The organism is Streptomyces uncialis (assembly GCF_001905345.1).
GTDB lineage: Bacteria > Actinomycetota > Actinomycetes > Streptomycetales > Streptomycetaceae > Streptomyces > Streptomyces uncialis.
This window is the reverse complement of the sequence record NZ_LFBV01000010.1, coordinates 430,235-454,600: the sequence shown is the minus strand read 5'-3', so window position 1 is coordinate 454,600 and position 24,366 is coordinate 430,235. Positions and strand designations below refer to the sequence as shown.

At 72.0% G+C, this 24,366-nt stretch carries 18 protein-coding genes and 2 tRNA genes; 11 read left to right on the top strand and 9 right to left on the bottom strand.

Annotated features, from left to right (window positions below):
- Positions 1 to 41: 41 nt before the first annotated feature.
- The 3 genes from AB852_RS41530 to AB852_RS32235 form a co-directional block, all read right to left on the bottom strand.
- Positions 42 to 800: a DUF4240 domain-containing protein gene (locus AB852_RS41530; protein ID WP_079185073.1), complete on the bottom strand. Its 759-nt coding sequence runs from the start codon at positions 798 to 800 to the stop codon at positions 42 to 44.
- 352 nt (positions 801 to 1,152) lie between these two features.
- On the bottom strand, positions 1,153 to 1,794 hold the full coding sequence (locus AB852_RS32240) for a superoxide dismutase (RefSeq protein ID WP_073793734.1): 642 nt from the start codon (positions 1,792 to 1,794) through the stop codon (positions 1,153 to 1,155).
- A gap of 210 nt (positions 1,795 to 2,004) precedes the next feature.
- The gene (locus tag AB852_RS32235; RefSeq protein WP_079185072.1) at positions 2,005 to 3,453 is read right to left on the bottom strand and encodes an amino acid permease; all 1,449 of its coding nucleotides are present in this window, start codon (positions 3,451 to 3,453) and stop codon (positions 2,005 to 2,007) included.
- A gap of 592 nt (positions 3,454 to 4,045) precedes the next feature.
- On the opposite strand from AB852_RS32235, the gene AB852_RS32230 reads away from it, so the two are divergent.
- Positions 4,046 to 4,639 carry a biotin transporter BioY gene (locus tag AB852_RS32230; RefSeq protein ID WP_073793733.1) on the top strand — a complete coding sequence of 198 codons (594 nt, stop codon included), beginning with the start codon at positions 4,046 to 4,048 and terminating at the stop codon, positions 4,637 to 4,639.
- 150 nt (positions 4,640 to 4,789) lie between these two features.
- Here the strand turns inward: AB852_RS32230 and AB852_RS32225 are convergent, their stop codons facing one another.
- A complete protein-coding gene (locus AB852_RS32225; protein WP_342748513.1) occupies positions 4,790 to 6,154 on the bottom strand; it encodes an FAD-binding oxidoreductase in 1,365 nt (454 codons plus the stop codon).
- Between the two features lie 92 nt (positions 6,155 to 6,246).
- Positions 6,247 to 7,905 carry an amino acid permease gene (locus AB852_RS32220; protein WP_245876995.1) on the bottom strand — a complete coding sequence of 553 codons (1,659 nt, stop codon included), beginning with the start codon at positions 7,903 to 7,905 and terminating at the stop codon, positions 6,247 to 6,249.
- Positions 7,906 to 8,044: 139 nt separating this feature from the next.
- On the opposite strand from AB852_RS32220, the gene AB852_RS32215 reads away from it, so the two are divergent.
- Positions 8,045 to 8,530 (top strand): ribose-5-phosphate isomerase, encoded by a 486-nt coding sequence (locus tag AB852_RS32215; protein WP_073793732.1) that lies wholly within the window; start codon positions 8,045 to 8,047, stop codon positions 8,528 to 8,530.
- Between the two features lie 144 nt (positions 8,531 to 8,674).
- Positions 8,675 to 9,514, top strand: a complete 840-nt coding sequence (locus AB852_RS32210; protein WP_073794315.1) for an Fpg/Nei family DNA glycosylase — start codon at positions 8,675 to 8,677, stop codon at positions 9,512 to 9,514.
- A gap of 58 nt (positions 9,515 to 9,572) precedes the next feature.
- Here the strand turns inward: AB852_RS32210 and AB852_RS32205 are convergent, their stop codons facing one another.
- The gene (locus AB852_RS32205) at positions 9,573 to 10,802 is read right to left on the bottom strand and encodes a GNAT family N-acetyltransferase (protein ID WP_073793731.1); all 1,230 of its coding nucleotides are present in this window, start codon (positions 10,800 to 10,802) and stop codon (positions 9,573 to 9,575) included.
- Between the two features lie 199 nt (positions 10,803 to 11,001).
- Here AB852_RS32205 and AB852_RS32200 point away from each other — a divergent pair, with 199 nt between their 5' ends.
- Both AB852_RS32200 and AB852_RS32195 read left to right on the top strand, forming a co-directional pair.
- Positions 11,002 to 12,150: a PP2C family protein-serine/threonine phosphatase gene (locus AB852_RS32200; RefSeq protein WP_073793730.1), complete on the top strand. Its 1,149-nt coding sequence runs from the start codon at positions 11,002 to 11,004 to the stop codon at positions 12,148 to 12,150.
- 87 nt (positions 12,151 to 12,237) lie between these two features.
- Positions 12,238 to 13,323, top strand: coding sequence for a sugar ABC transporter substrate-binding protein (locus AB852_RS32195; RefSeq protein ID WP_073793729.1), 1,086 nt, complete (start codon positions 12,238 to 12,240; stop codon positions 13,321 to 13,323).
- A 20-nt stretch (positions 13,324 to 13,343) separates the two neighbouring features.
- On the opposite strand, the gene AB852_RS32190 is transcribed toward AB852_RS32195, so the two are convergent.
- Complete coding sequence (locus tag AB852_RS32190; RefSeq protein WP_073793728.1) at positions 13,344 to 14,558, bottom strand: cation:proton antiporter; 1,215 nt, start codon at positions 14,556 to 14,558, stop codon at positions 13,344 to 13,346.
- Positions 14,559 to 15,091: 533 nt separating this feature from the next.
- Between AB852_RS32190 and AB852_RS32185 the strand changes: the two genes are divergently transcribed.
- Together AB852_RS32185 and AB852_RS32180 are read left to right on the top strand one after the other, a co-directional pair.
- A complete protein-coding gene (locus AB852_RS32185) occupies positions 15,092 to 15,904 on the top strand; it encodes an ABC transporter ATP-binding protein (RefSeq protein WP_079185069.1) in 813 nt (270 codons plus the stop codon).
- Positions 15,904 to 18,384 (top strand): FtsX-like permease family protein, encoded by a 2,481-nt coding sequence (locus AB852_RS32180; protein WP_073793727.1) that lies wholly within the window; start codon positions 15,904 to 15,906, stop codon positions 18,382 to 18,384. Before AB852_RS32185 ends, AB852_RS32180 begins: the two co-directional genes overlap by 1 nt.
- Positions 18,385 to 18,942: 558 nt before the next feature.
- On the opposite strand, the gene AB852_RS32175 is transcribed toward AB852_RS32180, so the two are convergent.
- Entirely contained in the window at positions 18,943 to 20,160 is a 1,218-nt protein-coding gene (locus AB852_RS32175) for an acyltransferase family protein (protein WP_073793726.1), read from the bottom strand.
- A gap of 724 nt (positions 20,161 to 20,884) precedes the next feature.
- On the opposite strand from AB852_RS32175, the gene AB852_RS32170 reads away from it, so the two are divergent.
- Positions 20,885 to 21,079: a hypothetical protein gene (locus AB852_RS32170; RefSeq protein ID WP_073793725.1), complete on the top strand. Its 195-nt coding sequence runs from the start codon at positions 20,885 to 20,887 to the stop codon at positions 21,077 to 21,079.
- Positions 21,080 to 21,394: 315 nt separating this feature from the next.
- Here AB852_RS32170 and AB852_RS32165 read toward each other — a convergent pair.
- Positions 21,395 to 21,468 (bottom strand) — tRNA-Gly (locus AB852_RS32165).
- Positions 21,469 to 21,617: 149 nt separating this feature from the next.
- Here AB852_RS32165 and AB852_RS32160 point away from each other — a divergent pair.
- The 3 genes from AB852_RS32160 (at position 21,618) to AB852_RS32150 (ending at position 24,362) form a co-directional block, all read left to right on the top strand.
- Positions 21,618 to 21,694 (top strand) — tRNA-Pro (locus AB852_RS32160).
- 224 nt (positions 21,695 to 21,918) lie between these two features.
- Positions 21,919 to 23,313, top strand: coding sequence for a trigger factor (gene tig / locus AB852_RS32155; RefSeq protein WP_073793724.1), 1,395 nt, complete (start codon positions 21,919 to 21,921; stop codon positions 23,311 to 23,313).
- A gap of 440 nt (positions 23,314 to 23,753) precedes the next feature.
- Entirely contained in the window at positions 23,754 to 24,362 is a 609-nt protein-coding gene (locus AB852_RS32150) for an ATP-dependent Clp protease proteolytic subunit (protein ID WP_073794309.1), read from the top strand.
- Positions 24,363 to 24,366 lie beyond the last annotated feature (4 nt).

Genomic DNA, 24,366 nt, shown 5'->3' with positions numbered 1-24,366 from the left:
CTCCGTACCGACGCCCCCCGCCGGTCACCGCCCCGCTCCCGTCACCGCGCGCCTCCGTCCTCCTCCGGCGCCGCGCCGGTGCCGTCACGGTCGTCGGTCCTCCCGGTCGCGTCGCCCTCGGCGGTTCCATCGGCCTCATCGGTCCCGTCCTTGAAGAACAGCGCGGCGAGCGCCGGGAGTCGGCGGGCGATCTCCCGCTCGTCGTCGAAGTCGAAGGACCAGTCGGGGTCGAGGGGCGCGTAGCTGACGCTCCATGTCGCGGGCAGCTGCTCGCCGGTGGCCGCGTGGTGCGCGTCCCACGCGACGCCGAGCACACGCTCGCACTCCAGGTCGGCCCAGCTGCCGGCCACCTCGCGTACCGCGTCCAGCCCGGCCAGCGCGTCCGGGTCGGCCACCACCCGCTCGAACACCTCACGGCCCTGGCCTATCAGCCAGGCCCGGAAGTAGTCGAAGCCGTCGTCCGAGCAGCCGCCGTTGACCGTGTACGCGGCGGCCCACAGCGGGGCCCGGTACGACTCGGCCATCAGGTCCCACAGGACCTGCTGGGCGGCGCTGATGTGCTCGGCGGGCCGCTCGGCCAGCAGTTCGGCGACGCGGTCGGCCACCGCACGGGTGTCCGGCCGCCCGGCTCCACCACCCTCCCCGTCCGCCCGAGCCCCCGACCCGCTGCCGGCCCCTGACCCGTCACCCGGCCGCGACCCGCTGCCCGGCGCCGACCCGCCACCCGTTGCCGGTACCGCCCGCGCGGCCACATCGGCGCGGGCCCGCCCCACCAGGTCCCAGAACTCCGTCTTGTCCATGCCCCCAAGCGTGCCACCGGGGTCTGACAACCGGCCCTGACCTGCCGCTTCCCCGCACCCCGGGAACGCGTCCCGGGAACGCGCCCCGGGAACGCGCCCCGGGAACGCTCACCGGGATCACCGACCGGATCGCCGACCGGATCACCGACCGGTCCCGCTCACCAGGGAACGCCCCGGCATCGCTCACCGGAAACGCGGAAGGCCCCGCGAGTCATGTCCTCGCGGGACCTTCCGTTACTTCACCTGCCCGGTGGATCGGTGAGAAGACGATCACGAGCAGGATCTTGGGTGCGCCTGCCCCGGAAGCGGCCCTGACCCGGGGTGCGGCGCGCGCCGCGCTGCGGACGTGCCGTCAGGGCGCCAGGATGAGGTTGTCCACGCGCTGCTTGGCCGAGGCGTAGCGCTTGGCCACGTCCTGCCAGTTGACGACCGCCCACATGGCGTCGATGAAGTCGACCTTCTGGTTGCGGTACTGGAGGTAGAACGCGTGCTCCCAGGCGTCGAACACGAGGATCGGCGTCGAGCCCTGGCCGACGTTGCCCTGGTGGTCGTACACCTGCTCCACGATCAGCTTCCCGCTCACCGGCTCGTAGGCGAGGACGCCCCAGCCGGAGCCCTGCGTCGTCGCCGACGCCTTGGTCAGCTGCGCCTTGAAGTTGGCGTACGAGCCGAACGAGTCGGCGATCGCGTCGGCGAGGTCGCCCACGCCGTCGGCGGACAGGGGCTCGCCACCGCCGTCACCGGTCATGTTGTGCCAGTAGATGGAGTGCAGGATGTGGCCCGACAGATGGAAGGCCAGGTTCTTCTGGAGGCCGTTGATGGAGCCCCACTGGTCCTTGTCCCGGGCCTCCTCCAGCTGCTCCAGGGTGTCGTTGGCGCCCTTCACGTACGCGGCGTGGTGCTTGTCGTGGTGCAACTCGATGATCTCGGGGCTGATCACCGGCGCGAGCGCGGAGTAGTCGTACGGCAGTTCGGGAAGTGTGTAGACGGCCATCGCGGTCCCCTCTGACCTCTTATTGCAATGTACTTGCATCTGCACGCTACCAGCAGTAAAACGCGGACGCAGGGCCACCCCCGTCCGGCGAACGGAGCACGGCGGGACTCTGTGCGACGGCGCCGTAGGCGCATCGCGCGGACCGCACGGCAAAGCCGAAGGGGGCCCCATGGGGACCCCCTTCACTTCAGGAACGACCGGCCTGCCGGATCACTCCTCGCGCCCCGCGCGGGAGCGCAGCCGCTGCCACAGGTACCCGCCCAGCGCGAGCGCCAGCACCATCGCCCCGGTGGAGTACAGCTGTACCCGGGTGCCCGGCTGGCGGGCCATCAGGACGAAGATGCCCGCCATCGCCGCCAGCGAGACCCAGGTCAGCCCCGGGTACGCCCACATGCGCACGGTCAGCCGCTCCGGCTCCTCCCGCTCGATCCGCCGCCGCAGCATCAGCTGCGAGACGGCGATGAAGATCCAGACGACCAGGATCACCGCCCCGATCATGTTGAGCAGCCAGCTGAAGATGTCGTCGGGCCGCCAGTAGCTCAGCAGCACGCACAGGAACCCGAACACCGACGACGCCAGCACCGCGACCCGGGGCACCTGCCCCGTCACCCGGCCCAGCACCTTCGGCCCCTGCCCGCGCGCGACGAGCGAGTACGCGATCCGGGAGGCGCCGTAGATGTTGGCGTTCATCGCGGACAGCAGGGCCACCAGGACGACGACGTTCATGATCTGTCCGGCGCCGCTGATGCCCAGGGTGTCGAGGGTGGCCACATAGGGGCCCTTGTCGACGATGTTCTTGTCGTCCCACGGCACCAGGGTGACGATCACGGCCATCGACCCGATGTAGAACAGCGCGATACGCCACATCGCGGTCCGCACCGCCGTCGCGACACCCCGCACCGGGTCCTCGGACTCGGCCGCCGCGATGGTCACCGTCTCCAGCCCGCCGTACGCGAACACCGACGCCAGCAGTCCGATCACCAGTCCCTCGGTGCCGTTCGGCAGGAATCCGCCGTCGCCGGTCAGATGGGAGGTGCCGGGGGCGTCCGTCCCGGGCAGCAGTCCGGCGATGGCCAGGGCGCCCAGGATCAGGAAGAGGGCGATCGCGCCGACCTTGAGCGCGGCGAACCAGAACTCGAACTCACCGAAGTTGCGCACCGCCGCCAGGTTCGACAGACAGAACACCGCCATGAACAGCGCGACCCACGCCCACTGCGGGGTGCCGGGCAGCCACCCGGTGACGATCGAGGCGGCCCCGATGGCCTCCAGGCCGACGGCCGTGCACAGCAGCACCCAGTAGGCCCATCCGGCGGTGAAGCCCGCCCAGGGGCCGATGGCGCGCTCCGCGTGCGCCGAGAACGACCCGGACGACGGATACGCCGCCGACATCTCGCCCAGCATCCGCATCACGAGCATCACCAGCAGCCCGGAGCTCGCGTACGCCACCACGATCGACGGACCCGCCGCGGCGATCCCGGCCCCGGAGCCCACGAAGAGACCCGCGCCGATCACCCCGCCGAGGGCGATCATCGACAGATGGCGCTGCTTGAGGCCGTGCCCCAGCGCCCCGTCCGGCGCCTTCCCGGGGCCCGCCGCACCGGCGCCCTCGGCCGGATCCGGACCTGATTCCACGCGCGCGTCGGCGCCTGTTCGAGCCATGGTGTGAGGGACTTCCGTGAGGTGGGGGTGGTGGGGGAGCCATCAGTGTGACGTACAAGCGTGGCGCGCCCAAGGCGTCGGCGGAACCGGGGTGAGGGGGGAGCGTGAAGGGTGTGGAGGGCCCGCACACGCGTGCGGGGGGCGTGCGGAGATCCCCGCGAAGCGCGCGTGGGGCGGGTGCGGCCCGATGGCCGACCGGGGGGCGGACGGGAGCCGGTGGAGTCCCGGCGGCGGCGGGAACCGGCCTCCGCCCGCGGGCCGATGGGAGCGCGGACGGGGACGGTGGGTAGGAGGACGGGAGCCGAACGGGAGCCGGACCGGGCCCGGTCGCGCGGACCCGGCCCGGGGGCCGACGGGGGCCGGGCCCGCGGCCGGGGCGCGTCCCGGACGGCCGTCCTCCGGGGGCGCTTTGGTGGGACTCCACAGCACCGCAGTGACCAGTGTCACCTTGACCCCGGGATTCCCGCAGGGGCTTTGTGGAGACCGCACCAACGCCCGGTGACGCCCTTGTCGGCCGCTGACGGTGATCGCCGCGCGACCCCTGGGATAGCGTCGCCGTGTTCCGAACCGTCGCCAGCACCGGGGAGCCCCGTTGAGCACCGCACCCATCTCCGTCCGCCCCGGCGAGGTCCTCGCCGACCTCCTCCCCGCCTCCTCGGTGGCCCGGGCCCGGGTCCGGGACGCCGTCCTCGTGGTCGGCGGCGCCGCGCTCACCGGGATCGCCGCCCAGCTCGTCGTCCCGGTCCCCGGCTCGCCGGTGGCCGTGACGGGCCAGACCTTCGCGGCGCTCCTCGTCGGCACCTCGCTCGGCGCGGGCCGCGGCTTCCTCGCGCTGGCCCTGTACGCGCTCGTCGGCATGGCGGGCATGCCCTGGTTCGCGAACGGCACCTCCGGCGCGGGCGGCGCGACGTTCGGCTATGTGCTGGGCATGCTGCTCGCCGCGACCGTCGTGGGCGCCCTCGCCCGCCGCGGCGGCGACCGCTCGGTGCTGCGCACGGCGGGCACGATGGTGATCGGCTCGGCCATCATCTACGCCGTCGGAGTCCCGTACCTGGCCGCGAGCACTCCGCTGTCGCTGACCGGCGCGGTCGCCGCGGGCCTGACACCCTTCCTGATCGGTGACGCCCTCAAGGCGGCCCTGGCGATGGGCGCGCTGCCCACCGCCTGGCGCCTCGCCAAGCGCTGACCCGAGCACCGATCCCGAGCGAGCACCGATCCCGAGCAGTGCCCCGGGGTCGGTGCTTCCCGGGACATCGCTGACCGGGACCGCCACCCCGGGACGCGGGGCCGGACCGCCGACCTGGACCGCAGCCCCGGACCGTCGGACCACTCCCGTTCAGCCGTCCAGGTGACGGCTTCCCACGAAGAGGCCCGTCGGGTCGTACGTCTTCTTCAGCCCGGCGAGCCTCCCGCGCGCGTGCGCCCCGTACAGGGCCCGCGCGCGTTCCTCGTGGCCGTCGCCGTCCGCGTCCCCGAACGCGAAGTTCAGCGAGCGGCCCAGGGCCGACGGGGCGAGCAGCGGCAGCACGCGCGCGTAGTGCGCGCGGACGGCCGCCGGGTCGGTGCCCTGGAGCATCGACAGCAGCCGCACCAGGAACCGGCCCTCCCGGTAGGGCACCGCGTTGGGCACGGCGGGCTCCCGGCCGAGGGCGCCGCCCAGATGGGTGATCTGCGTGATCGTCATCCCGGGCGCGTCGGGTCCGGTGAGCGCCAGCAGTTCCGCGCCGGCCGCCGGGTCGAGGTCCCGCACCACGGCGTTGTCGCCGTAGTACGCGTGCGGGGTGTCGGGCTCGTCGTGGATGTGGCCGCTCCCGGTGTAGGGGATCGTGCGCAGGGTGTCCTCGGTGACCGGGCCCACCGCGCGCAGCGGCGCCATCAGCCGGGCGCCCTCCTCCGGGTCACCCGTGTACGCGACGCGCACCGTGATCGTGTAGCGGCCCCGCAGCGCGGGCGGGAGCATCGGCGCGTCGGGAAAGGGCAGCGCGGCGAACGTCGACGACATGGCGTCCGGCAGACCGGCCGTCCATCCCGTCCAGGCCCGCAGCAGCGCGCCCGGGTCGGTCTCCCGTCCGTCGAAGGACAGCCCGCCCCCGTACACATGGGTGACGGGCACCAGGCCCGTCTCCAGGGCCGTGACGACGCCGAAGCCGTGCCCGGCGCCGCGCAGCCCCCAGAACAGCTCCGGTTCGCTGTCCGCGGTGACCCGCAGCCGCTCGCCCCCGGCGGTGACGAGGTCGACGGACCGGACATGGTCGGCGGCGTAGCCCCAGGAGCGCCCGAGGAGCCCGAGTCCGCCGCCGAGGGTGTACGAGACGGCGCCCACCCCGGGTGACGACCCGCTCAGCGGGGCCAGGCCGTGCGGGGCGGCGGCCTCGATGACCTGGCTCCACCGCGCGCCCGCCCCGATCCGCGCCACGCGCGCGTGCGGGTCGATCCGTACCTCGTCCAGCCGCCGGGTGCTGATCAGCATCCCGCCCTCGCTGTTCCCGGGTGTGCCGTGCCCGGTGGCCCGTACCCGCACGGGCAGGCCCGCCTCGCGCGCGTGGGTGATGGCGCCGACCACCTCCGCCACGGACGCCACCGGGCGCACCTGTTCCGGCCGCTGGGTGAATCCGGTCTGGAATCCGCTGGTCTCCCGCGCGTACGCGCTGTCCCGCGCTCCGAGCACGACACCGTTCGTGCCGACGTTCCGCAAGGTCACGACAAGGCCCTCCGTGGTTACCGGCGGGGCACCGGCTGTGTGGTGCCCCGCGCTGACGAGGAGACGCTCCCGTCCCAACCTGACAGATCCCGTCAGGTTTTCCCGGACAGGTCGTGGGATTCGCGGTCCGCGTGTCCGGCGGTGCGCCGGCCGCGCAGCTCCCGGACGACGGCGATCGCCACGACCACGGCGGCCACCAGCAGCGACAGCAGCACCTGCTCGCGCCCGACGTCGTCGAACAGCATGTAGACGAGCACGAAGACGATCATGCCGATCGTCGCCCAGGTCAGATACGGGAACAGCCACATACGGACGACGAGCTTCTCCGGGGTCTCCTGTTCGATCACCCGGCGCATCCGCAGCTGGGTGCAGCAGATGACCAGCCAGACGAACAGCGCCACCGCGCCGGAGGAGTTCAGCAGGAACGCGAACACGGTGTCCGGCCACAGGTAGTTGAAGAACACCGCGACGAACCCGAACACGACCGAGCCGAGGATCGCCGGACGCGGCACCCCGCTCGTGGTGGTGGTGGCGAACGAGGCCGGGGCGTCCCCGCGGCGGCCCAGCGAGAACGCCATCCTGGACGCCGTGTAGAGGCCGGAGTTCAGGCACGACAGCACGGCGGTCAGCACGATCACGTTCATGACCTCACCGGCGTGCGGGATGCCGATCGAGTTCAGCGCGGCCACGTAGGAGCCCTCGTCGGTGATCGACGGGTCGTTCCACGGCAGCAGCGTCAGCACCACGAGGACGGAGCCCAGGTAGAAGAACCCGATCCGCCAGATCACGCTGTTGGTGGCCTTGGAGACGGCCCGCTGCGGGTCCTGGGACTCACCGGCCGCGAGCGTCACGATCTCGCTGCCCATGAACGAGAACACCACCATCAGGATGCCCGTCAGGATCGACCCCCAGCCGTTCGGCAGGAAGCCCCCGGTGTCGGTGAGATGGGCGAATCCGGCGCCCGGGTTGTCGGAGCCGGGCAGCAGCCCGAACACGGCCAGCAGTCCGACGACGATGAACCCGCCGATCGCGACGACCTTGATCCCGGCGAACCAGAACTCGAACTCGCCGTAGGAGCCGACGGACACCAGATTGGTCGCGGTGAGCACCACCATCACCGCGAGCGCCCAGGCCCATTGCGGTACCGCGGGCATCCAGCCGTTCAGGATCACGGCCCCGGCGGTGGCCTCCACGGCCAGCACCACGACCCAGAAGAACCAGTACAGCCAGCCGATGGAGAACCCCGCCCAGCGGCCGAGCGCCTGGTCCGCGTACTCGGAGAACGACCCGGACGCGGGGCGCGCGGCGGCCATTTCGCCGAGCATCCGCATCACCAGCACGACCATCGTGCCGACCAGGGCGTACGACACCAGGATCGCGGGCCCGGCGGCGGCGATCCCGGCGCTGGAGCCGACGAACAGCCCCGCGCCGATGACCCCGCCGATGGCGATCATCGACAGATGCCGGTTCTTGAGCCCGGCCTTCAGCTCCCCGCCCGCCGCCGGTCCGCCGCCGGGACCTCCGGGGCCGCCGGGGGAGGGGGCGCTTCGGGGTGTGCCGGAGCCCGGGGGCGCGTTCCCTGGCGCGCCGGGCCCGCCGCGCGCCGCGTCCGGCGCGGCCGTCCCCGCCCCGGCTCCCGTTCCGCTTCCGGCTCCGGTGCCGGCCGCCGCGCCGCCGTGACCGCCGTCGCCGCGGGCTCTGCTGTTCTCGTCGTTCTCGTCTGCCTTCGCGAGGTGGTGCTGCGATGCCATGGACGATCCTTGTCTCGGTTCACGGACCCGCGCGCCGGGCGCGGGACGAGCACGGGACAGGAGCCGCGCCGGGGAGCGCGGGACCTGCATCCCGACCCATGCGCGTCTGCCCACCCGGCGGCATGCCACACTCGGGGCCATGCGCGTGTACCTCGGCTCGGATCATGCCGGCTACGAACTGAAGAACCACCTCGTCGAGTGGCTCACGGCCCATGGCCACGAGCCCGTCGACTGCGGGCCCCACGTCTACGACGCCCTGGACGACTACCCGCCGTTCTGTCTGCGGGCCGCCCAGCGGACCGCGGCCGACGAGGGCTCCCTGGGCATCGTCATCGGCGGCTCCGGCAACGGCGAGCAGATCGCCGCGAACAAGGTCGCCGGTGTACGCGCCGCGCTGGCCTGGAGCGAGCAGACCGCCGCCCTCGGCCGCGAGCACAACGACGCGAACGTCGTCGCCGTCGGCGCCCGGATGCACAGCACGGAGGAGGCCACGAAGTTCGTGGAGATCTTCCTGGGCACCCCGTTCTCCGCCGAGGCCCGCCACCAGCGCCGTATCGACATGCTCTCGGCGTACGAGACCACCGGCGACCTCCCGCCGGTCCCCGCCCACCACCCGCAGCCGTAACACCCGGCGGCGCCCGCCCCCTCGCGCGGCGGGCGCCCCTTCACGGGCGCGCACCGGTACCCGTCGGGTGCCGGGCGGAGATCCCACGCCCCGCCGCCCCGCCCGTCCTGTCCCACGTCCCCGAGGACCCGAGGAGCCGTGCTCGTGCCGGAAGGGCACACGATCCACCGACTCGCCCGCGACCACCGGGAACGCTTCCTGGACCGGGCGCTCCGGGTCAGCAGCCCCCAGGGCAGGTTCGCCGACGGCGCCGCCCTGCTGGACGGCAGCCCCCTGAGCGGAGCCGAGGCGCACGGCAAGCATCTGTTCCTCGGCTTCCCCGGGGCGGGTGAGAGCCGCTGGGTCCACATCCACCTCGGGCTCTTCGGCAGGCTCGACTTCGGCACGGCCCCCGTCCCGCCGCCCACCGCCACCGTCCGGCTCCGGCTCGCCACCGCCGACGCCTACGCCGATCTGCGCGGGCCCACCACCTGCGCCCTGATCACCGACGGCGAGAAGCGCGCGATACACGACCGGCTGGGCCCCGACCCGCTGCGCGACGACGACCCCGGTCCGGCCTGGACGCGGATCTCCCGCAGCCGGGTGACCGTCGCCGCGCTGCTGATGGACCAGAAGATCGTCGCGGGCGTCGGGAACGTCTACCGCGCCGAGGTCCTCTTCCGGCACGGCATCGACCCCTACCGCACCGGCCGGGACCTGGACCGCGCCGAATGGGACGCCGTCTGGGCCGACCTGGTGGACCTGATGCGTGAGGGCGTCCGCAACAACCGCATCGACACCGTGCGCCCCGAACACCTCCCGGAGGCCATGGGCCGTCCGCCGCGCGTCGACGACCACGGCGGCGAGGTGTACGTCTACCGCAGGGCGAACCAGCCCTGCCACATCTGTGGCGGCGAGATCCGCACCGCCGGTCTCGCCGCCCGTAATCTCTTCTGGTGTCCCACCTGTCAGCCGACGGCCGGAAAGGCCCCAGAAGACCGCTGAGGGGCTTTCCGGGGCCTTTCCGGCGGCCCTCCGGCCCCTGGGGCCGTGAGGGCGTCCGCTAGAAGCCGTGCGGCAGCCAGGGCGCCACGGACGAACCGAAGGCCGTGTCCGCCTCGGCCAGGGCACCCTCACGCAGTTCCCGCACCCGGCCCGCCGCGCCGAGCGCCGTGAGACCGGTACCGCCCAGATAGGCGGCGCCCAACTCGGCCACCGACAGCTCCAGATCGGCGGCGTCCCCGGTCCGCTCGCAGGTCGCGCCCTTGTGGTCGCCGGTCAGCCGCCAACGCCCCGCGTTCCAGGGGCAGAAGTCGTCCGTCACCTCGAACACCACGTCCACCGGCGTCCGGTACGTCCGCGCCTCCAGCGCCGCGCCCACGTCGACCAGCCGCACATGCAGCACGTCCCGCACCCCGAGCCGGCAGCGCCGGATGTCCGACACCAGATGCTGCCAGGCGTCGTCCACCGGACGGTTGCGCACCACCAGGGTCGACATCAGGTCGATGTTGAACAGGAACCGCCACAGCGCCGCGTACGACCCCGGGTCCAGCGCCTCCAGGTCCCGCAGGGTGACGACCCCCTCGGGCCCGGCGTCCGCCCACTCCGGCTTGGTGTGGAAGCGCGCGTACCCGACGATCCGGCCGTCCCGCTCCGCGACCACGCAGTTCAGTGGCGAACCGCCACCGCGCCCCGACTCCGGGTCCAGCAGCGGCAGCCGCTCCCAGCCCGCGCCGCGCGCCAGCATCCCCGGCCGCCCGGCGACCTGCCGCGCGTACACCGCCTCGCACTCCTCCTGGACGTCCGCGGGTACCGCGAACCGCAGCCGCACCCCGTCGGCCTCCGGCGGCACGGACAGCGTCACGCGCGCGGTGTCGATGCTCGCGGTCAGCTGATGACTGCCGATCCCGTACCCGAACCGGCCGTAGATCGCCGGCTCCGACGCCGTCAGCACGGCCAGCGGCTCACCCAGCGCCCGGACGTCGTCCAACTGCCGCCGCATCATCGACGACAGCACCCCCCGGCGCCGGTGCGTCGCCGCCACCGTCACCATGGTCACGCCCGCGGCCGGCACCAGCGCGCCACCGGGCACGGTCAGCCGGAAACTGAACGCCCCCGTCGTCCCCACACACGTGTCGCCGTCCCATACCCCGAGGGAACGTTCCGCCTCGGTGAGCGCCTTCCACAGCGCACGCTCCTCAGGCGCTTCGGCCGCGCCACCGAAAGCCCGTTCCAGTGTGGCGAACCACACATCCCAGTCGTCCGGGTGCAATACCCGCAGCTCTGTCGTCATGTAGACATGCCTATCAGGGCGAAGCAGGATGAGCGAACGGATTCCGGTCCGCCGGGACCGGGCCTGCGCCGACGCTCCACAGGTCTGCCGACGGCCTGTGCGAAAGGGGGGTTCACCTGTGCTTTTCCTGGTCCCGTCGTGCCGCCGGGAGGGACCTCCCGTGCGCCCGAGCCCACCCGCTGGATAGGGTCCGGGTGCGATGGCACGACGACGAGCGGAAGCAGAGACGTTCCCGGCCCGGATGAGGAAGCAGCTCCACCGGGTCCGCGTCGGCGTGCGCAAATCAGGGGTCGACTACTTCCGGGGCGACGGTTCCGACTGGATCGCGCTGGCCGGTCTGATGCTCACCGTCCCGCTGATCGCCGCGGGCACCCTCGTCAACTCGGTGTGGTTCTCCCCGGCCGCCTTGGTCCTGCCCATCGTCGCGGGCGGCCTGCTGCTGCGCCCCGCGAGCCTCCTCGCGCTGTACGCGGCCGCCGCGACCGCCCTCATCGTGGAGTCCGTCCGGCTCGGCCCCTATGCCGAGGGCCCGGCCAGGGTCACCCCCGGAGTGGTCCTCGTCGTCGCCGCGTGCGGCTTCTTCGGCCTGCTCATAGCCCAGTTCCGCAGCCGGGTCGGCGTGCCCTGGCGACGCGGCGGCACGATGCTGTTCGACCTGCGCGAACGCATCCGCGTCCAGAGCAAACTGCCCTCCCTGCCACGCGGCTGGCACCGCGAGATGGCCCTGAGACCCGCCGGCGGCCAGTCCTTCTCCGGCGACTTCGTCGTCGCCGCCCGCACCGGCGGCGGACGCAGCCTGGAGGTCGTCCTCACCGATGTGTCCGGCAAGGGCATGGACGCCGCGTCCCGCGCCCTGCTGCTCTCCGGCGCATTCGGCGGACTGCTCGGCTCGCTCCCCCCGCACGACTTCCTGCCCGCCGCCAACGGCTATCTGCTGCGCCAGGACTGGGACGAGGGCTTCGCGACCTCCATCCATCTGGTGCTCGACCTGGAGTCCGGCGACTACGAGCTCTACTCGGCGGGCCACCCACCGGGCATCCAGCTCAGCGCCGGTTCCGGCCGCTGGGAGGAGAAGGCCGCCGAAGGCCCGCTGCTGGGGGTCTACGACGGCGCGCAGTTCGACCCCCTCAAGGGCTCGCTGCGCCCCGGGGACGTCCTGATGCTGTTCACGGACGGCCTCGTGGAGACCTCCGAACGCGACCTCGAAGAGGGCATCGGACGGCTGACCGGCGAGGCCGACCGCTATGTGGCCGGCGGTTTCCGCGGCGCGGCCTGGCACCTCATCGAAGCCGTCGCCAAGGACGTCAACGACGACCGCGCGCTGCTCCTCATCTGCCGCGACACCTGACCCGTACTTCGCCCTCGCGGAGCGTGCCCCCCTTGCTACGCTCGGCGCGGAATCCGGCGCGCTGGTGGGGGAGTGGCCTTGGACCGAGTGCGGCGGCTGCGCGGTGTGCTGGTCCCCGAGATCCTGATCTCCGTGGTGAGCGGGGCCGTGCTGGCCCTGGCCGGGAACGCGCTGGCGGCACTCACGGGCGTGCTGTCGGACAGCAGGGTCCCCTTGTGGGTGTTCGCCGCGATCGCCTCGGTGTCCATGCTGGCCGGGTTCCTGTGCGCGCGGCTGCTGCCCCGTGACGCGACCCAGGCGTTCCTCCTGGTGTCGTCCTTCACCCGGACCCGCTATCTCTCCCTGCTGCTCGACCACACCGTGCGCTCGCTCGACCGGCACGGCGTCGACCTCCTGGTCAAGCTGCCCCCGTACGACTTCAACGGGCGCAGCCAGATCCTCCAGATGGACGCCCTGCGGGCCAGGAAGGACCGGTTCATCGGGGGCCTGGTGGTGCCCCGTCAGCCCGAGCGGATGCGGCGTGAGCTGCTGGAGTTCTGCGCCGGGCTCGGGCTGCCCGTGGTGTTCGTGGACGTCCGGCCCTTCCCCCGGGCCGAGGACCAGCCCGAGCGGACCGCGTTCGTGGGGTGCGACCCCGACGAGATAGGGGAGCGCGCGGCGAGCTGGCTGGGCCGTGAACTGCTCGAAGCGGGCAAGGAACGGCCGTCCCTGCTGGTGGTCGGCGGTGACGCCCAGACGGGCCGGCAGGAACGCTTCACGGAGCGGATACGTGAGCTCGTGTCGCCCGTGCGGCTGGACGTCAGCGAGGAGGGGCGGTTCACCCGGGAGAGCGGCCGGGACATCGTCGACCAGCATCTGCGCCATCTGCTCAGACGCGCACAGGGGCTGGACGCGATCTACTGCACCAACGACGAGATGGCGCTGGGCGCGCTCGACGCGCTCCGGGAGCACGAGGCGCGCGGCAACCACCACGACGGCCTGATGGTGGTGGGGGTGGACGGGACACCGGACGCGCTCGCGGCCATCAAGTCCGGTACCCCCTTCCGGGCGACGATCGTCCAGGACACCGAGCGGATCGCGGACATCGCCGTGGATCTGCTGCTGCGGATGGGGGCCGGTGAGCGCGTACCGGCGCAGAACTCCGTCCCCACCACGGTGTATCCGCCGCGCTAGGGGGTGGGACGGCCGGGCCGCTACACGGCGGCACCGGCCGGGCTTCCCTCCCTCGTGTCCTGGGCGGTGTCCGGTCCGCCGGGTCCGTCCGGTCCGGAGCGTCCGCCGGGCAGTACCCGCGCGAGCCAGTGGGAGCGTCCGGCGGCCATCGGCCCGAGGACGGCGAGCAGCAGCACGTATCCCGCGATGAACGGCGACAGCCGGTCGTCCAGTCCGGCGCCCGCGGCCATGGTCGCCAGGATCAGCGCGAACTCCCCGCGCGCGAGGAGCGTCGTGGAGATGTTCGCGGCGGGTCCGGGACCGAACCCGTAGAGCCGGGCGGCGCCCACTCCGGCGAGGACGTTCATGAGGAGCGTCAGCACGACGGCCGCGAGGACGGGCCACAGCACCACCGGCAGGTCACCGGGGGCGATGGACAGTCCGAACGCGAAGAAGAAGATCGCGCCGAAGGCGTCCCGCAGCGGATGCACCAGCTGCCGGATGCGCTCGCCGGACGTGGTGCTGCCGAGCATCAGACCGACCATGAACGCGCCGATGGCGTCGGCGACCCCGAACCACTCGGACACCCCGGCGACCAGTACGGCGGCCCCCAGGAAGGAGATGACGAGCAGCTCGTCATCTTTGGTGGCGAAGAGCCGTCCCACCACGTTCGTGCCGAACCGGGCGGCCAGCGCGAGCAGCAGCAGGAACCCGAAGGCCTTCCCGCCGTCGGCGGCGGCGGCGGAAAAACTGTCGGCGCCGGACAGGATGGGCTGGAGCGCCGCGAGATACAGGGCGAGGAAGATGTCCTCGACCACGATGATCCCGAGGATCGGCTTGGTCTCCGGGTTCCCGAGACGCCTGGTGTCGACGAGCACCTTGGTGACGATCGCGGACGACGAGATCCCCAGCACACCGGCCAGGACCAGCGCCTCCGAGGTCCCCCAGCCGAGGGCGAACCCGAAGCCGAGGCCCGCGCCGACGTTCAGCACGAGATAGACCGTCCCGGCGAGCGCCATCCGGCGGCCGCCCGCCTTGAGGTCGTCCAGATGGAATTCGAGACCGAGGTAGAAGAGCAGCAGCACCAGGCCGAGCGCGGAGAGCATCTCCAGGTCGTGCGGGTCGGCGACCAGCACGAAGCCGGGTGTGTGGGGGCCGAGGAGTATCCCGGCCAGGATGAAGAGCGGGATGGTGGGCAGTCCGATACGGCCGCCGAGCCGTGCCAGGACCGCGGCGGCGAGAAACGCGCCGCCCATGGCGATCAGTGTGTCCGCGTGTCCGATGGGCTTCCTCCTCCGTGCGATTGGGCAAAGGGGGCGTCAAGAGAACGTCAATACTTAGCTTACCGAACGATTGATATAGAAAGTATCGCCGCGACCGGAGATGAGTGCTGACCCCCATACGGACCCCGGCACCCCGCCCCCCGGACCCGCCCCACAGCCACACCGGCCGCACACCGTTCGCACCCGCCATCACCCCGGCCCGCACCGGCGATCACCCCGGCCCGCACCGGCCATCGCACCCGCCGTCGCACCGGGTTGCCCGTCGCACCGCATCCGCACCGCCGTCCGCCGTACCGGGCCCGGCCTCCCTCCCTTCCCCGGACAAGGGGCCGCAATCTCCCCCGGCGGCCGTCCCCTCCACCCCCCGGGGGAAAGAAACCCCAGGTCGGGGGGTGGGGAGAACCCCACCCCCCTTCGGCGGCGCACCTCATGGTGCGCCGGTCCCCGGCTCCGTAACTTCGAAGGCGGCACCACACGACGAAGATGAATCAAGAGAGGCGGAGGCCATGCGCTTGCGCAGGACCCGTGACCCGAAGCGCCCCGTGCAGGCATCCGCACCCCACACCTCCTGGGCGGTGGAACTGCGTGCCGTCCAGCGGCGCTACGGCAAGGGCAGGGCCACCGTCCACGCGCTCCGCGGCATCGACCTCGCCCTCCCGCACGGCAGCTTCACCGCCGTGATGGGTCCCTCCGGGTCCGGCAAGTCGACCTTCCTCCAGTGCGCCGCCGGTCTCGACCGCCCGAGCGACGGGACGGTCCGCCTCGGCGGCACGGACATCACCACCATGAACGAGAACAAGCTCACGGAGCTGCGCCGGGCCCGTCTCGGCTTCGTCTTCCAGGCGTTCAACCTGCTCCCGTCCCTGACGGTCGAGCAGAACGTCCTCCTCCCGATGCGCCTCGCGGGCCGCCGCCCCGACCGCCACCGCGCGGCGGAGGTCCTCGGCCAGGTCGGCCTGGGCGACAAGGGCCACCGCCGGCCGTCCGAGCTCTCCGGCGGCCAGCAGCAGCGCGTGGCCGTCGCCCGCGCCCTGGTCACCCGCCCCGACGTGATCTTCGCGGACGAACCGACCGGCGCCCTGGACACCACCACGGCCACCGAGATACTGGGCCTGATGCGCACCGCGGTCGACGGACTCGGCGCCACCGTCGTGATGGTGACCCATGACCCGGCCGCCGCGGCCTGGGCCGACCGGGTCCTGTTCCTGGCCGACGGCTCGCTCGCCGACCAGCTCGACCACGCGTCCGCGCAGACGATCGCCGCCCGGATGACCGACCTCACCACGCGCCACCGCCGCACCGCCGGAGCGGTCGCCTGATGCCCCGGACCAACGGCCTCGCCCGCGCGGCGGTCCGCTTCAAACCCGCCGCCTTCATGGGCACCTTCGTCGCCCTCTTCATGGCCGCGATGGTCGTCACCGCCTGCGGTGTCCTGCTGGAGACGGGCCTGCGCGCCTCCGTCCCGCCCACCCGCTACGCGTCCGCGCCGGTCGTCGCCGCGGCCGCCCAGCGCGCCCACTTCATCACCGGCACCGGCGAGGAACGCACGGACAACGGCGCGCCCGTCCCCGACCGCGCCAGGCTCGACCACGCCCTCGTGGCCCGGGCCGCCGCTGTCGACGGGGCCCGTGCCGCCGTCCCGGACGTCACCTACCCCGTCCGCGCGGGTGGCCATACGCTCACCGCGCACGGCTGGGGCGCGACCGCCTTCACCGGGGAACAGCCGTCGAAGGGGCGGGCCCCGGGCAGCGGTGAGGTCGCCCTCACCCAGGACACCCCGGTACGCACCGCCGACGGCGGAGTCCCCGCGGTCGGGGACCGGGTCACCCTCACCACGGCCGACGGCCCGCGCGACCTCCGGGTCTCCGCGCTCGTCGCGGCCACCACACCCACCGTCTGGTTCGACGACCGGGAGGCCGTCCGGCTCTCCGGCCACCCCGGCCGGGTCGACGCCATCGCCGTCCTGCCGAAGGACGGGGTCTCCGCGTCCGAGCTGAAGGCCCAGGTCGGCGCCGCGCTCGGCAAGCACGCCATGGTCCACACCGGTGACAGCCGGGGCAGCGTCGAGGAGACCCGCGTCGACGACGCCGAGGAACTCCTGGTCGGGATCGGCGCCTCCTTCGGCGGCGTCGCCACCATGGTCGCCGTCTTCACCGCCGCCGGTACGGTCGCCCTCTCGGTGGGTCAGCGCGCCCGTGAGTACGCGCTGCTGCGCGCGATCGGCACCACACCCCGCCAGATCCGGCGCACCATCGCCACGGAATCCCTGCTGGTCGCCCCCATCGCGGGAGCGCTCGGCTGTCTGCCCGGGATCGCGCTGGCCTCCTGGTGGTTCGGTCAGCTCCAGGACAAGGGCGCGGTCCCCCGCGCGGTGGACCTGGCGGTGTCCCCGCTGCCCCCGCTGGTCGCGGTCGGTGCCGTGGTCCTCACCGGACTCGCCGCGGGCTGGGCGGCGGCGCGCCGGCCCTCCCGCGTCCGGCCGGGCCAGGCACTGGCCGAGGCGGCCGTCGAGCGGACCCGGCCCGGCTGGATACGGATCGGCCTGGGCGTCGCCGCGACGGCCGGCGGTCTCACCTTCGCCGGACTCGCGCAGAACATGTCCGGGGACGACGCGGCGAACGCCGCACTCGGTGTCGTCATGCTCTTCATGATCGCGGTCGCCCTGCTCGGACCGCTCGTGGCACGCGCCTGCGCCGCCCTCGTGGGACTGCCACTGCGCGGCGCCGGGCCCTCCGGCTCGCTCGCGGCGGCCAACTCCCGCAGCAACGCCCGGCGGCTGGCCTCCGCCATCACCCCGATCGTGCTCGCCGTCGCGTTCGCCTCGACCCTCGTGTTCATGCACACCAGCCAGGACCGGGCCACGGCCCGTCAGCAGAGCGCCGGGATCACCGCGGACCACATCGTGCGGCCCCCGTCGGGCGGGCTGGACCCCGGTGCGGTCGCCGAGGCGGCCGGGCGTCCCGGTGTCACCGCGGCGGTGGGGCTGCTGAGGACCACGGTGCTCTTCGAGTCGGGCTCGGGCGCGAGCGCCATGCTGCAAGCGGCCTCGACCCAGGGCGTCAGCGGCTCCACCCAGCACCTGGGCGCCGTCCAGGACCTCGACGTCCGTACGGGCGCGCTCGACCTCGCACCCGGCCGGGTGGCCCTCGACACCCGCGTCGCGGCGGGCGCCGATGTCCGGGTCGGCGACCGGATCACCCTGCGGCTGCCCGACGGTACGAAGTCCTCCCCGAAGGTCGTCGCCACCTATGAGCACGGACTGGGCCTCTCCCAGGTCACCATGGCCCGGGGTGACCTCGCCCGTCATGTCACCGACGCCTTCGACAGCGAGCTGTGGGCCAAGGGCGGCTCCGCCGGGGACCTGGCCGCGTACGGCACGGTGCTGGACCGGGACGGCTACCACACGGCGGCCTCGGTGGAACGTGAGCTGAACGCCTGGGCCAACACACTGATGGCGGCCGTCCTCGGCGGCTTCGCCGCGGTCGCGGCGGGCAACACCTTGGTCATGACGGTCCTCGACCGGCGCCGGGAGCTGGGCATGCTGCGGCTGATCGGTTCCACGCGGCGTCAGGTGCTGCGGATGATCCGCTGGGAGGCGCTGCTGGTGGCTGTCGCGGGAGTGGTCATCGGCAGCGCGATAGCGCTGGCGACGCTGGTCCCCATGGTGCGGGGCCTCACCGGCGGGGCACCGTACGTCCCGCCCCTCCTGTACGGGGCGTTCGTCGCCGCCGCGATAATCCTGGGCCTCGCCACCACAGCCCTCCCGGCCCGAGCCATCCTCCGCACCCCCCGCACGTAGCCCTCCGGGGTTCCCTGTGCTGAACGTACTTGTCCCTGTGCGGGTCGGACGTGGGTGCGCAGTTCCCCGCAGGTCGCCTTCGCTCGCGCCCCCGAGGTTCCCTGTGCTGGGCGTACTTGTTCCCTGTGCGGGTCGTTCGTGGGTGCGCAGTTCCCCGCGCCCCTGGATGCTGCCCCGTTGCGGTCGCTGTTCGGGTGCGGGTCGGCCCTCGTCTTTTGCGCAGTTCCCCGCGCCCCTTTGGGGGCGCCTCAGCCCCTTGCTGTTGCTTTTCGCCATCCTCCTCGTGCAGTCGCAGGACTCACGGGAGGGGGTGGGCGGGAATTTCTGCCCGCAGACTCCGATGCTCTTCAGTCGGGTAAGGGGGATGTCCGACCGAGCGCGTTGGAGCGAGGACGGAGAATCCCGACCGGCACCGACCCGAAGAACAGACCGGGGGCGCCCCAAAGGGGCGCGGGGAACTGCGCAAAACCACCGAGCGACGGCACAGCAACGAAGTACGCCCAGCCGGACAGACCCAGGGGCGCGAGCGACGGGGCGCGGGGCGACAGGGTCACGGGGTCACCCGGGAGAGTGAACCCGTTCGCGCGCGACCTCCGCCGCATCCTTCCGCATGGCCCACGCCAGCCTCGGCTCCAACGCGAACCCCAACGCCCGCCGCACAGGCGGCGTACACATAAGAGTCACCGCGCCCCCCGCGACCAGCGTCACGACCACCTGCCCGTAGGGCTCATGCACCCAGGGCGCGTCGTACCAGCCCCAGAAGCGGGACCCCTTCGCGAGGAACCCGTGCAGCAGGTACCCGCACAACGTGCCCGCGCCCAGCACCGTGAACCAGGTCCGGCGCCGCGGCACCCAGGACAGGAACCCCACGGTGAGCGCCATCGAGCACCCGAACAGCGCGAACGTCATCACCGGCCCGGTCCACCAGGGCGCGCCCAACTCCTGCGCGCTGCTGCTGTGGTAGAGCCAGCCCGTCTCCATCCGGGGCACCGCCCACCAGGCGACGACCAGCGCGGCGGCGAACACCGGCAGCGACAGCAGCCGCACCTCACGGCGCCGCATCAGCTGGAAGTGCTCGGGCCGCGCGCGCAGACCGATGACGAAGAAGGGGAGGAACTGGAGGACCCGCTGGAGGTCGAAGTCGTCGCCGATGTTCGGCGAGACGGAGGCGAGCGCGGCGATCCCCAGGGAGACGGGCACCGGCCAGCGCACCACCCTCCACAGCGGGGTGGACACCCGCCAGACGAAGAGGGCGATCAGGAACCAGGTCAGGTACCACGGATCGAGCAGGCTGAGCTGGTGCCCGGGATCGTCGTCGGCCCAGCGCTTGAAGACGGTGTACGCGATCTCGAAGGCGATGTACGGCGCGACGACCGTGGTCAGCAGCTTGCGGACCCGGGCGGGACTCATGTCGAAGTTCCGCGAGAAGTAGCCCGAGATCAGGATGAAGGCCGGCATATGGAAGGCGTACACGGTCAGATAGAGCGCGTTCGCGGTGCGGCTCTGATCGGTCAGCGGCTCCCACGCGTGTCCCATGGCGACCAGCACGATGGCCAGGTACTTGGCGTTGTCGAAGAACGGGTCGCGCTGCGCGGCGGGCTTGCCCGCGTCCCCGGAGGGGGTCGACGTCGCCGGGGGACCGCCGCGGCGGGTGCGGGGGGTCGGCACGCCGTCGGCGGGTTCGCTGTGGTCGGTCGGCGTGGTGGTGCGGTCCGGTCCGGTGGCCGACGGGGTTGGTGCGGAATGACGGCCGGACGGTCGTAGCGAGTTGATCACAGGCCCTCCCACCAGGAGCTGGGGGAAACGATCCGTGACCTCACCGCGCGTGCGTGGGGCAGGGCAGTGGGAAACATTTGAGGAACCCTAGCGTCGGGGGCGGCATTTGGTGAAACGCGCCCCGAGGTTTCTCGCTCCGTATCTCGCGGAAATCGACCCATGCGATGCGCCTACCCCGTATTCGGAGAAGTGCACCTGCGGGTTGCGCGTCCCTGGTCAGAGCCCTGAAGGTGGCTTGTGCAGCAACAGAGTTGACCGTTACGTACGCTTTCTTCCGGCTTAAACGGTGCATAACGTGCACGGGTGTCACCGGCGGAATGTTCGCCCATCGCCCATTCGGGGGACACCCCCGGCCGAACGGACGATCCGGCCGCGATGCCGGCGGTCATGTCTTCCGGGATAGCGGCACGGCGCATTCGAAATACCTGCGAACAAACTGTGTGAACCTCGAAACGATCGGCTTGAATTCAACCGGCGGGACATACGGGAATTCCCGGCTTCCCCGTCCGGGGTCCGCCCCGCCCTCCGCGTGCCCGGGGCTCCGGCCAGGGCTCCCGCCCCTCCCGCGCGGCCCTTCGCGCGAGGTCCGCCGTCAACCCGTATCCCGACGATCTGTCACCGGCCGCATGGTCCGGGCCGGTTGGTGGCACGATGGTTCTGGCGGGGCGTGCGGGGTCGCACCCCCGGCCGGGGAGCCTGAACCGACCGAGGGTGTGTGATGAGAGTGGCCATTTCGCTGTCAGTGGTACTGCTGTTGGCGATCATCCTCGTGGTGCTGATCAGGGGAGGATCGCTCAAGGCGGGACCCGCCGTCGTCGCCATACTCTTCGGCTTCTTCCTGGCTTCCACGGGGATGGCCGACGACATCGAGAACTTCCTGGACGCCGTGGGCAACTCGATCGGCTCGATCGACCCCTGACCGGCCCGGACCGACGGTCCCGTCACCGACCCGTGGCCGCACGCCGGGCCACGGGCCTCTTCGCGCGCGCCCACGGTCCGCGCCCGTGCGCGAAGTCTAAGGATGAAGCTGTCCCCTGCGGCGGAGCGGGAATGGCCGAGGCGTGCCACGTCCCCGAGCGAGGCGTGCGCGCGGCAGGGCCGGAAAAGCCGGGGGCCGGAAGAACCGCGGCGCCGGGCAAGGTCGCCGGGCGGAGCCGCAGGGCCGGGAACGCCGCGGGGCCGGGTCGGCGGGCGCCCCCTCAGGGACATCCTCCGACCCGGCCCCGGTACGGCCTGGAGCGGGCGACGGGAATCGAACCCGCGTAGCTAGTTTGGAAGACTAGGGCTCTACCATTGAGCTACGCCCGCACGGTCGCGCCGCAGGTCAAGGACCGCGGCACGGGCAGCATCCTAGCGGGTCGCGGCCCCTCGTCGCACACCCGTGTCCAGGAGCCACGCCGCCCGCGAAATGCGGGAGCCCCGCAGCCTGCGGCCATGTACCCTCTGTGTCGCACCGACGGGGTGTGGCGCAGCTTGGTAGCGCGTCCGCTTTGGGAGCGGAAGGCCGTGGGTTCAAATCCCGCCACCCCGACCACATGAAGATCACCTTTGGGGCGCGTATCGCCTGCGGTTACTATGCAGGTTGCGCGCCCGTGTGTCCGCACGTTCAGTACACAGCACCGCCACACCGAGAATCAGGTTCGGCGGGTCTGTGACACGCACACGTACGTCTCTCGGGGCCGCGACTCCGCCGAGGCTCCCCGTTCCCGGGTGCGGCCAGGTAGCAACCCAAGCAGTCAGCCACAAGGAGACCGAACCGTGAAGAGCGCCGTGGAGACCCTGAACCCGACTCGGGTTCGGCTCACTGTTGAGGTGCCCTTCGAGGAGCTCAAGCCCAGCCTCGACGCGGCGTACAAGAAGATCAACCAGCAGGTCACGGTGAAGGGTTTCCGGAAGGGCAAGATCCCGGCCCGGGTCATCGACCAGCGCTTCGGCCGTGGTGCCGTGCTGGAGGAGGCCGTCAACGACGCGCTTCCGAAGTTCTACACCGAGGCCGTGAACGAGGCCGAGCTGAATGTCCTCGGACAGCCCGAGGTCGACATCACGGAGCTGAAGGACGGCGAGACGCTGAACTTCACCGCCGAGGTCGACATCCGTCCGGCGATCGAGATTCCCGACTACTCGGGTATCGAGGTCGAGGTCGACGCCATCGAGGTCACCGACGAGGACATCGCCAAGGCCGTCGAGGAGCTGCGCGAGCGCTTCGCGTCCACCTCGCCGGTCGAGCGCGCCGCCCAGGACGGTGACGTCCTCACCCTCGACCTGGAAGCCAAGGTCGACGGCGAGGTGCTGGAGGACGGCGTCGCCAGCGCCGTGTCCTACACCATCGGCTCGGGTGAGCTGCTGGAAGGCATCGACGAGGCCGTGAAGGGCCTGGAGGCCGGGGCTGAGGCCACCTTCACCTCCGAGCTCAAGGGCGGCTCCGCCGCGGGCAAGGAGGCCGAGGTGACCGTCAAGGTCAGCCAGGTCGCCTCCCGTGAGCTGCCGGAGCTGGACGACGACTTCGCGCAGCTCGCGTCGGAGTTCGACACCCTCGACGAGCTCAAGGACGACAGCCGCAAGCGGCTGGCGAACATGAAGCAGTACGACCAGGCCACCCAGGCCCAGGAGCGGGTCCTGGAGAAGCTGCTCGAACTGGTCGAGGTGCCCGTCCCGGACAAGCTGCTCGAGGACGAGATCAACACCCGCAAGCACAACCTTGAGCACCACCAGCTCGGCCAGATGGGTCTGACCCTCGACAAGTACCTGGAGATCCAGGGCAAGACCGCCGAGGAGTTCGACAGCGAGACCAAGGACGCCGCGCTCAAGGGCATCAAGACCCAGTTCGTCCTCGACGAGCTGGTCAGCAAGGAGAAGCTGAACGTCAACCAGGAGGAGCTCACCGAGCACCTCATGCGGCGTGCGGCGTCCTCCGGTATGTCCCCCGACCAGTTCGCCCAGGCCGTGGTCGAGGGCGGCCAGGTGCCGATGCTGGTGGGCGAGGTCGCCCGCGGCAAGGCGCTCGCCGTCGTCGTCGAGTCGGCCACCGTCAAGGACACCAACGGCGAGGTCGTCGACCTGGACGACGAGGACGAGGAGGAGACGGTCACCGAGGCCGCCGCCGAGCCGTCCGAGTCCGCCGAGGCGAAGTCGGACGCGTCCGACCAGTCCTGATCCACGCGGTACACAGCGGCACCCCGAGGGGCCCGGAAAGCGTCACGCTTCCCGGGCCCCTCGGCCGTTCCCGCACCCCGTACAGGCCACCCGCGGGTCCCCGCCGGACCCGTCCCCCGGCCCCCGCCGGACCCCCTCCCCGGTACCGGCCGGCGCCGCCCCGCGCCCCCGTCCTCGTACACCCGTGCCCAAGGGGGACAAGGGGGACGGGTCCCACCCGGCCGCTCGCCGGGCCCGGTGCCGACGACCTGCGCTGACAGCGAACAGTTCCTTATGCGGGATGGCCCCCGGCCCCCATCGCGTTAGGGTCCATGAATACGAGGGCAGGGGAGCCCCCGGACCGCCGCGACGCGGCGCAGCGAGGGCCCCATGCCCCAGCAGAAGACGTGAGACGGCCCGGCGCCGTCGTAAGACGAGCAGGTGGATACGTGACGAATCTGATGCCCTCCGCCGCCGGTGAGCCTTCCATCGGTGGTGGCCTCGGCGACCAGGTCTACAACCGGCTGCTCAACGAGCGGATCATCTTCCTCGGCCAGCCGGTCGACGACGACATCGCCAACAAGATCACCGCACAGCTGCTGCTCCTTGCCTCCGACCCGGACAAGGACATCTTCCTCTACATCAACAGCCCCGGCGGCTCGATCACCGCGGGTATGGCGATCTACGACACCATGCAGTACATCAAGAACGATGTGGTGACGATCGCCATGGGCATGGCGGCCTCCATGGGCCAGTTCCTGCTGTCCGCGGGTACCCCGGGCAAGCGGTTCGCCCTGCCGAACGCCGAGATCCTGATCCACCAGCCGTCCGCGGGTCTCGCGGGCTCGGCCTCGGACATCAAGATCCACGCCGAGCGGCTGCTGCACACCAAGAAGCGGATGGCGGAGCTGACCTCGTTCCACACCGGTCAGACCGTCGAGCAGATCACCCGTGACTCGGACCGTGACCGCTGGTTCGACCCGATCGAGGCCAAGCAGTACGGCCTGATCGACGACATCATGCCCACCGCGGCCGGTATGCCGGGCGGCGGAGGCACCGGGGCGGCCTGAGTCC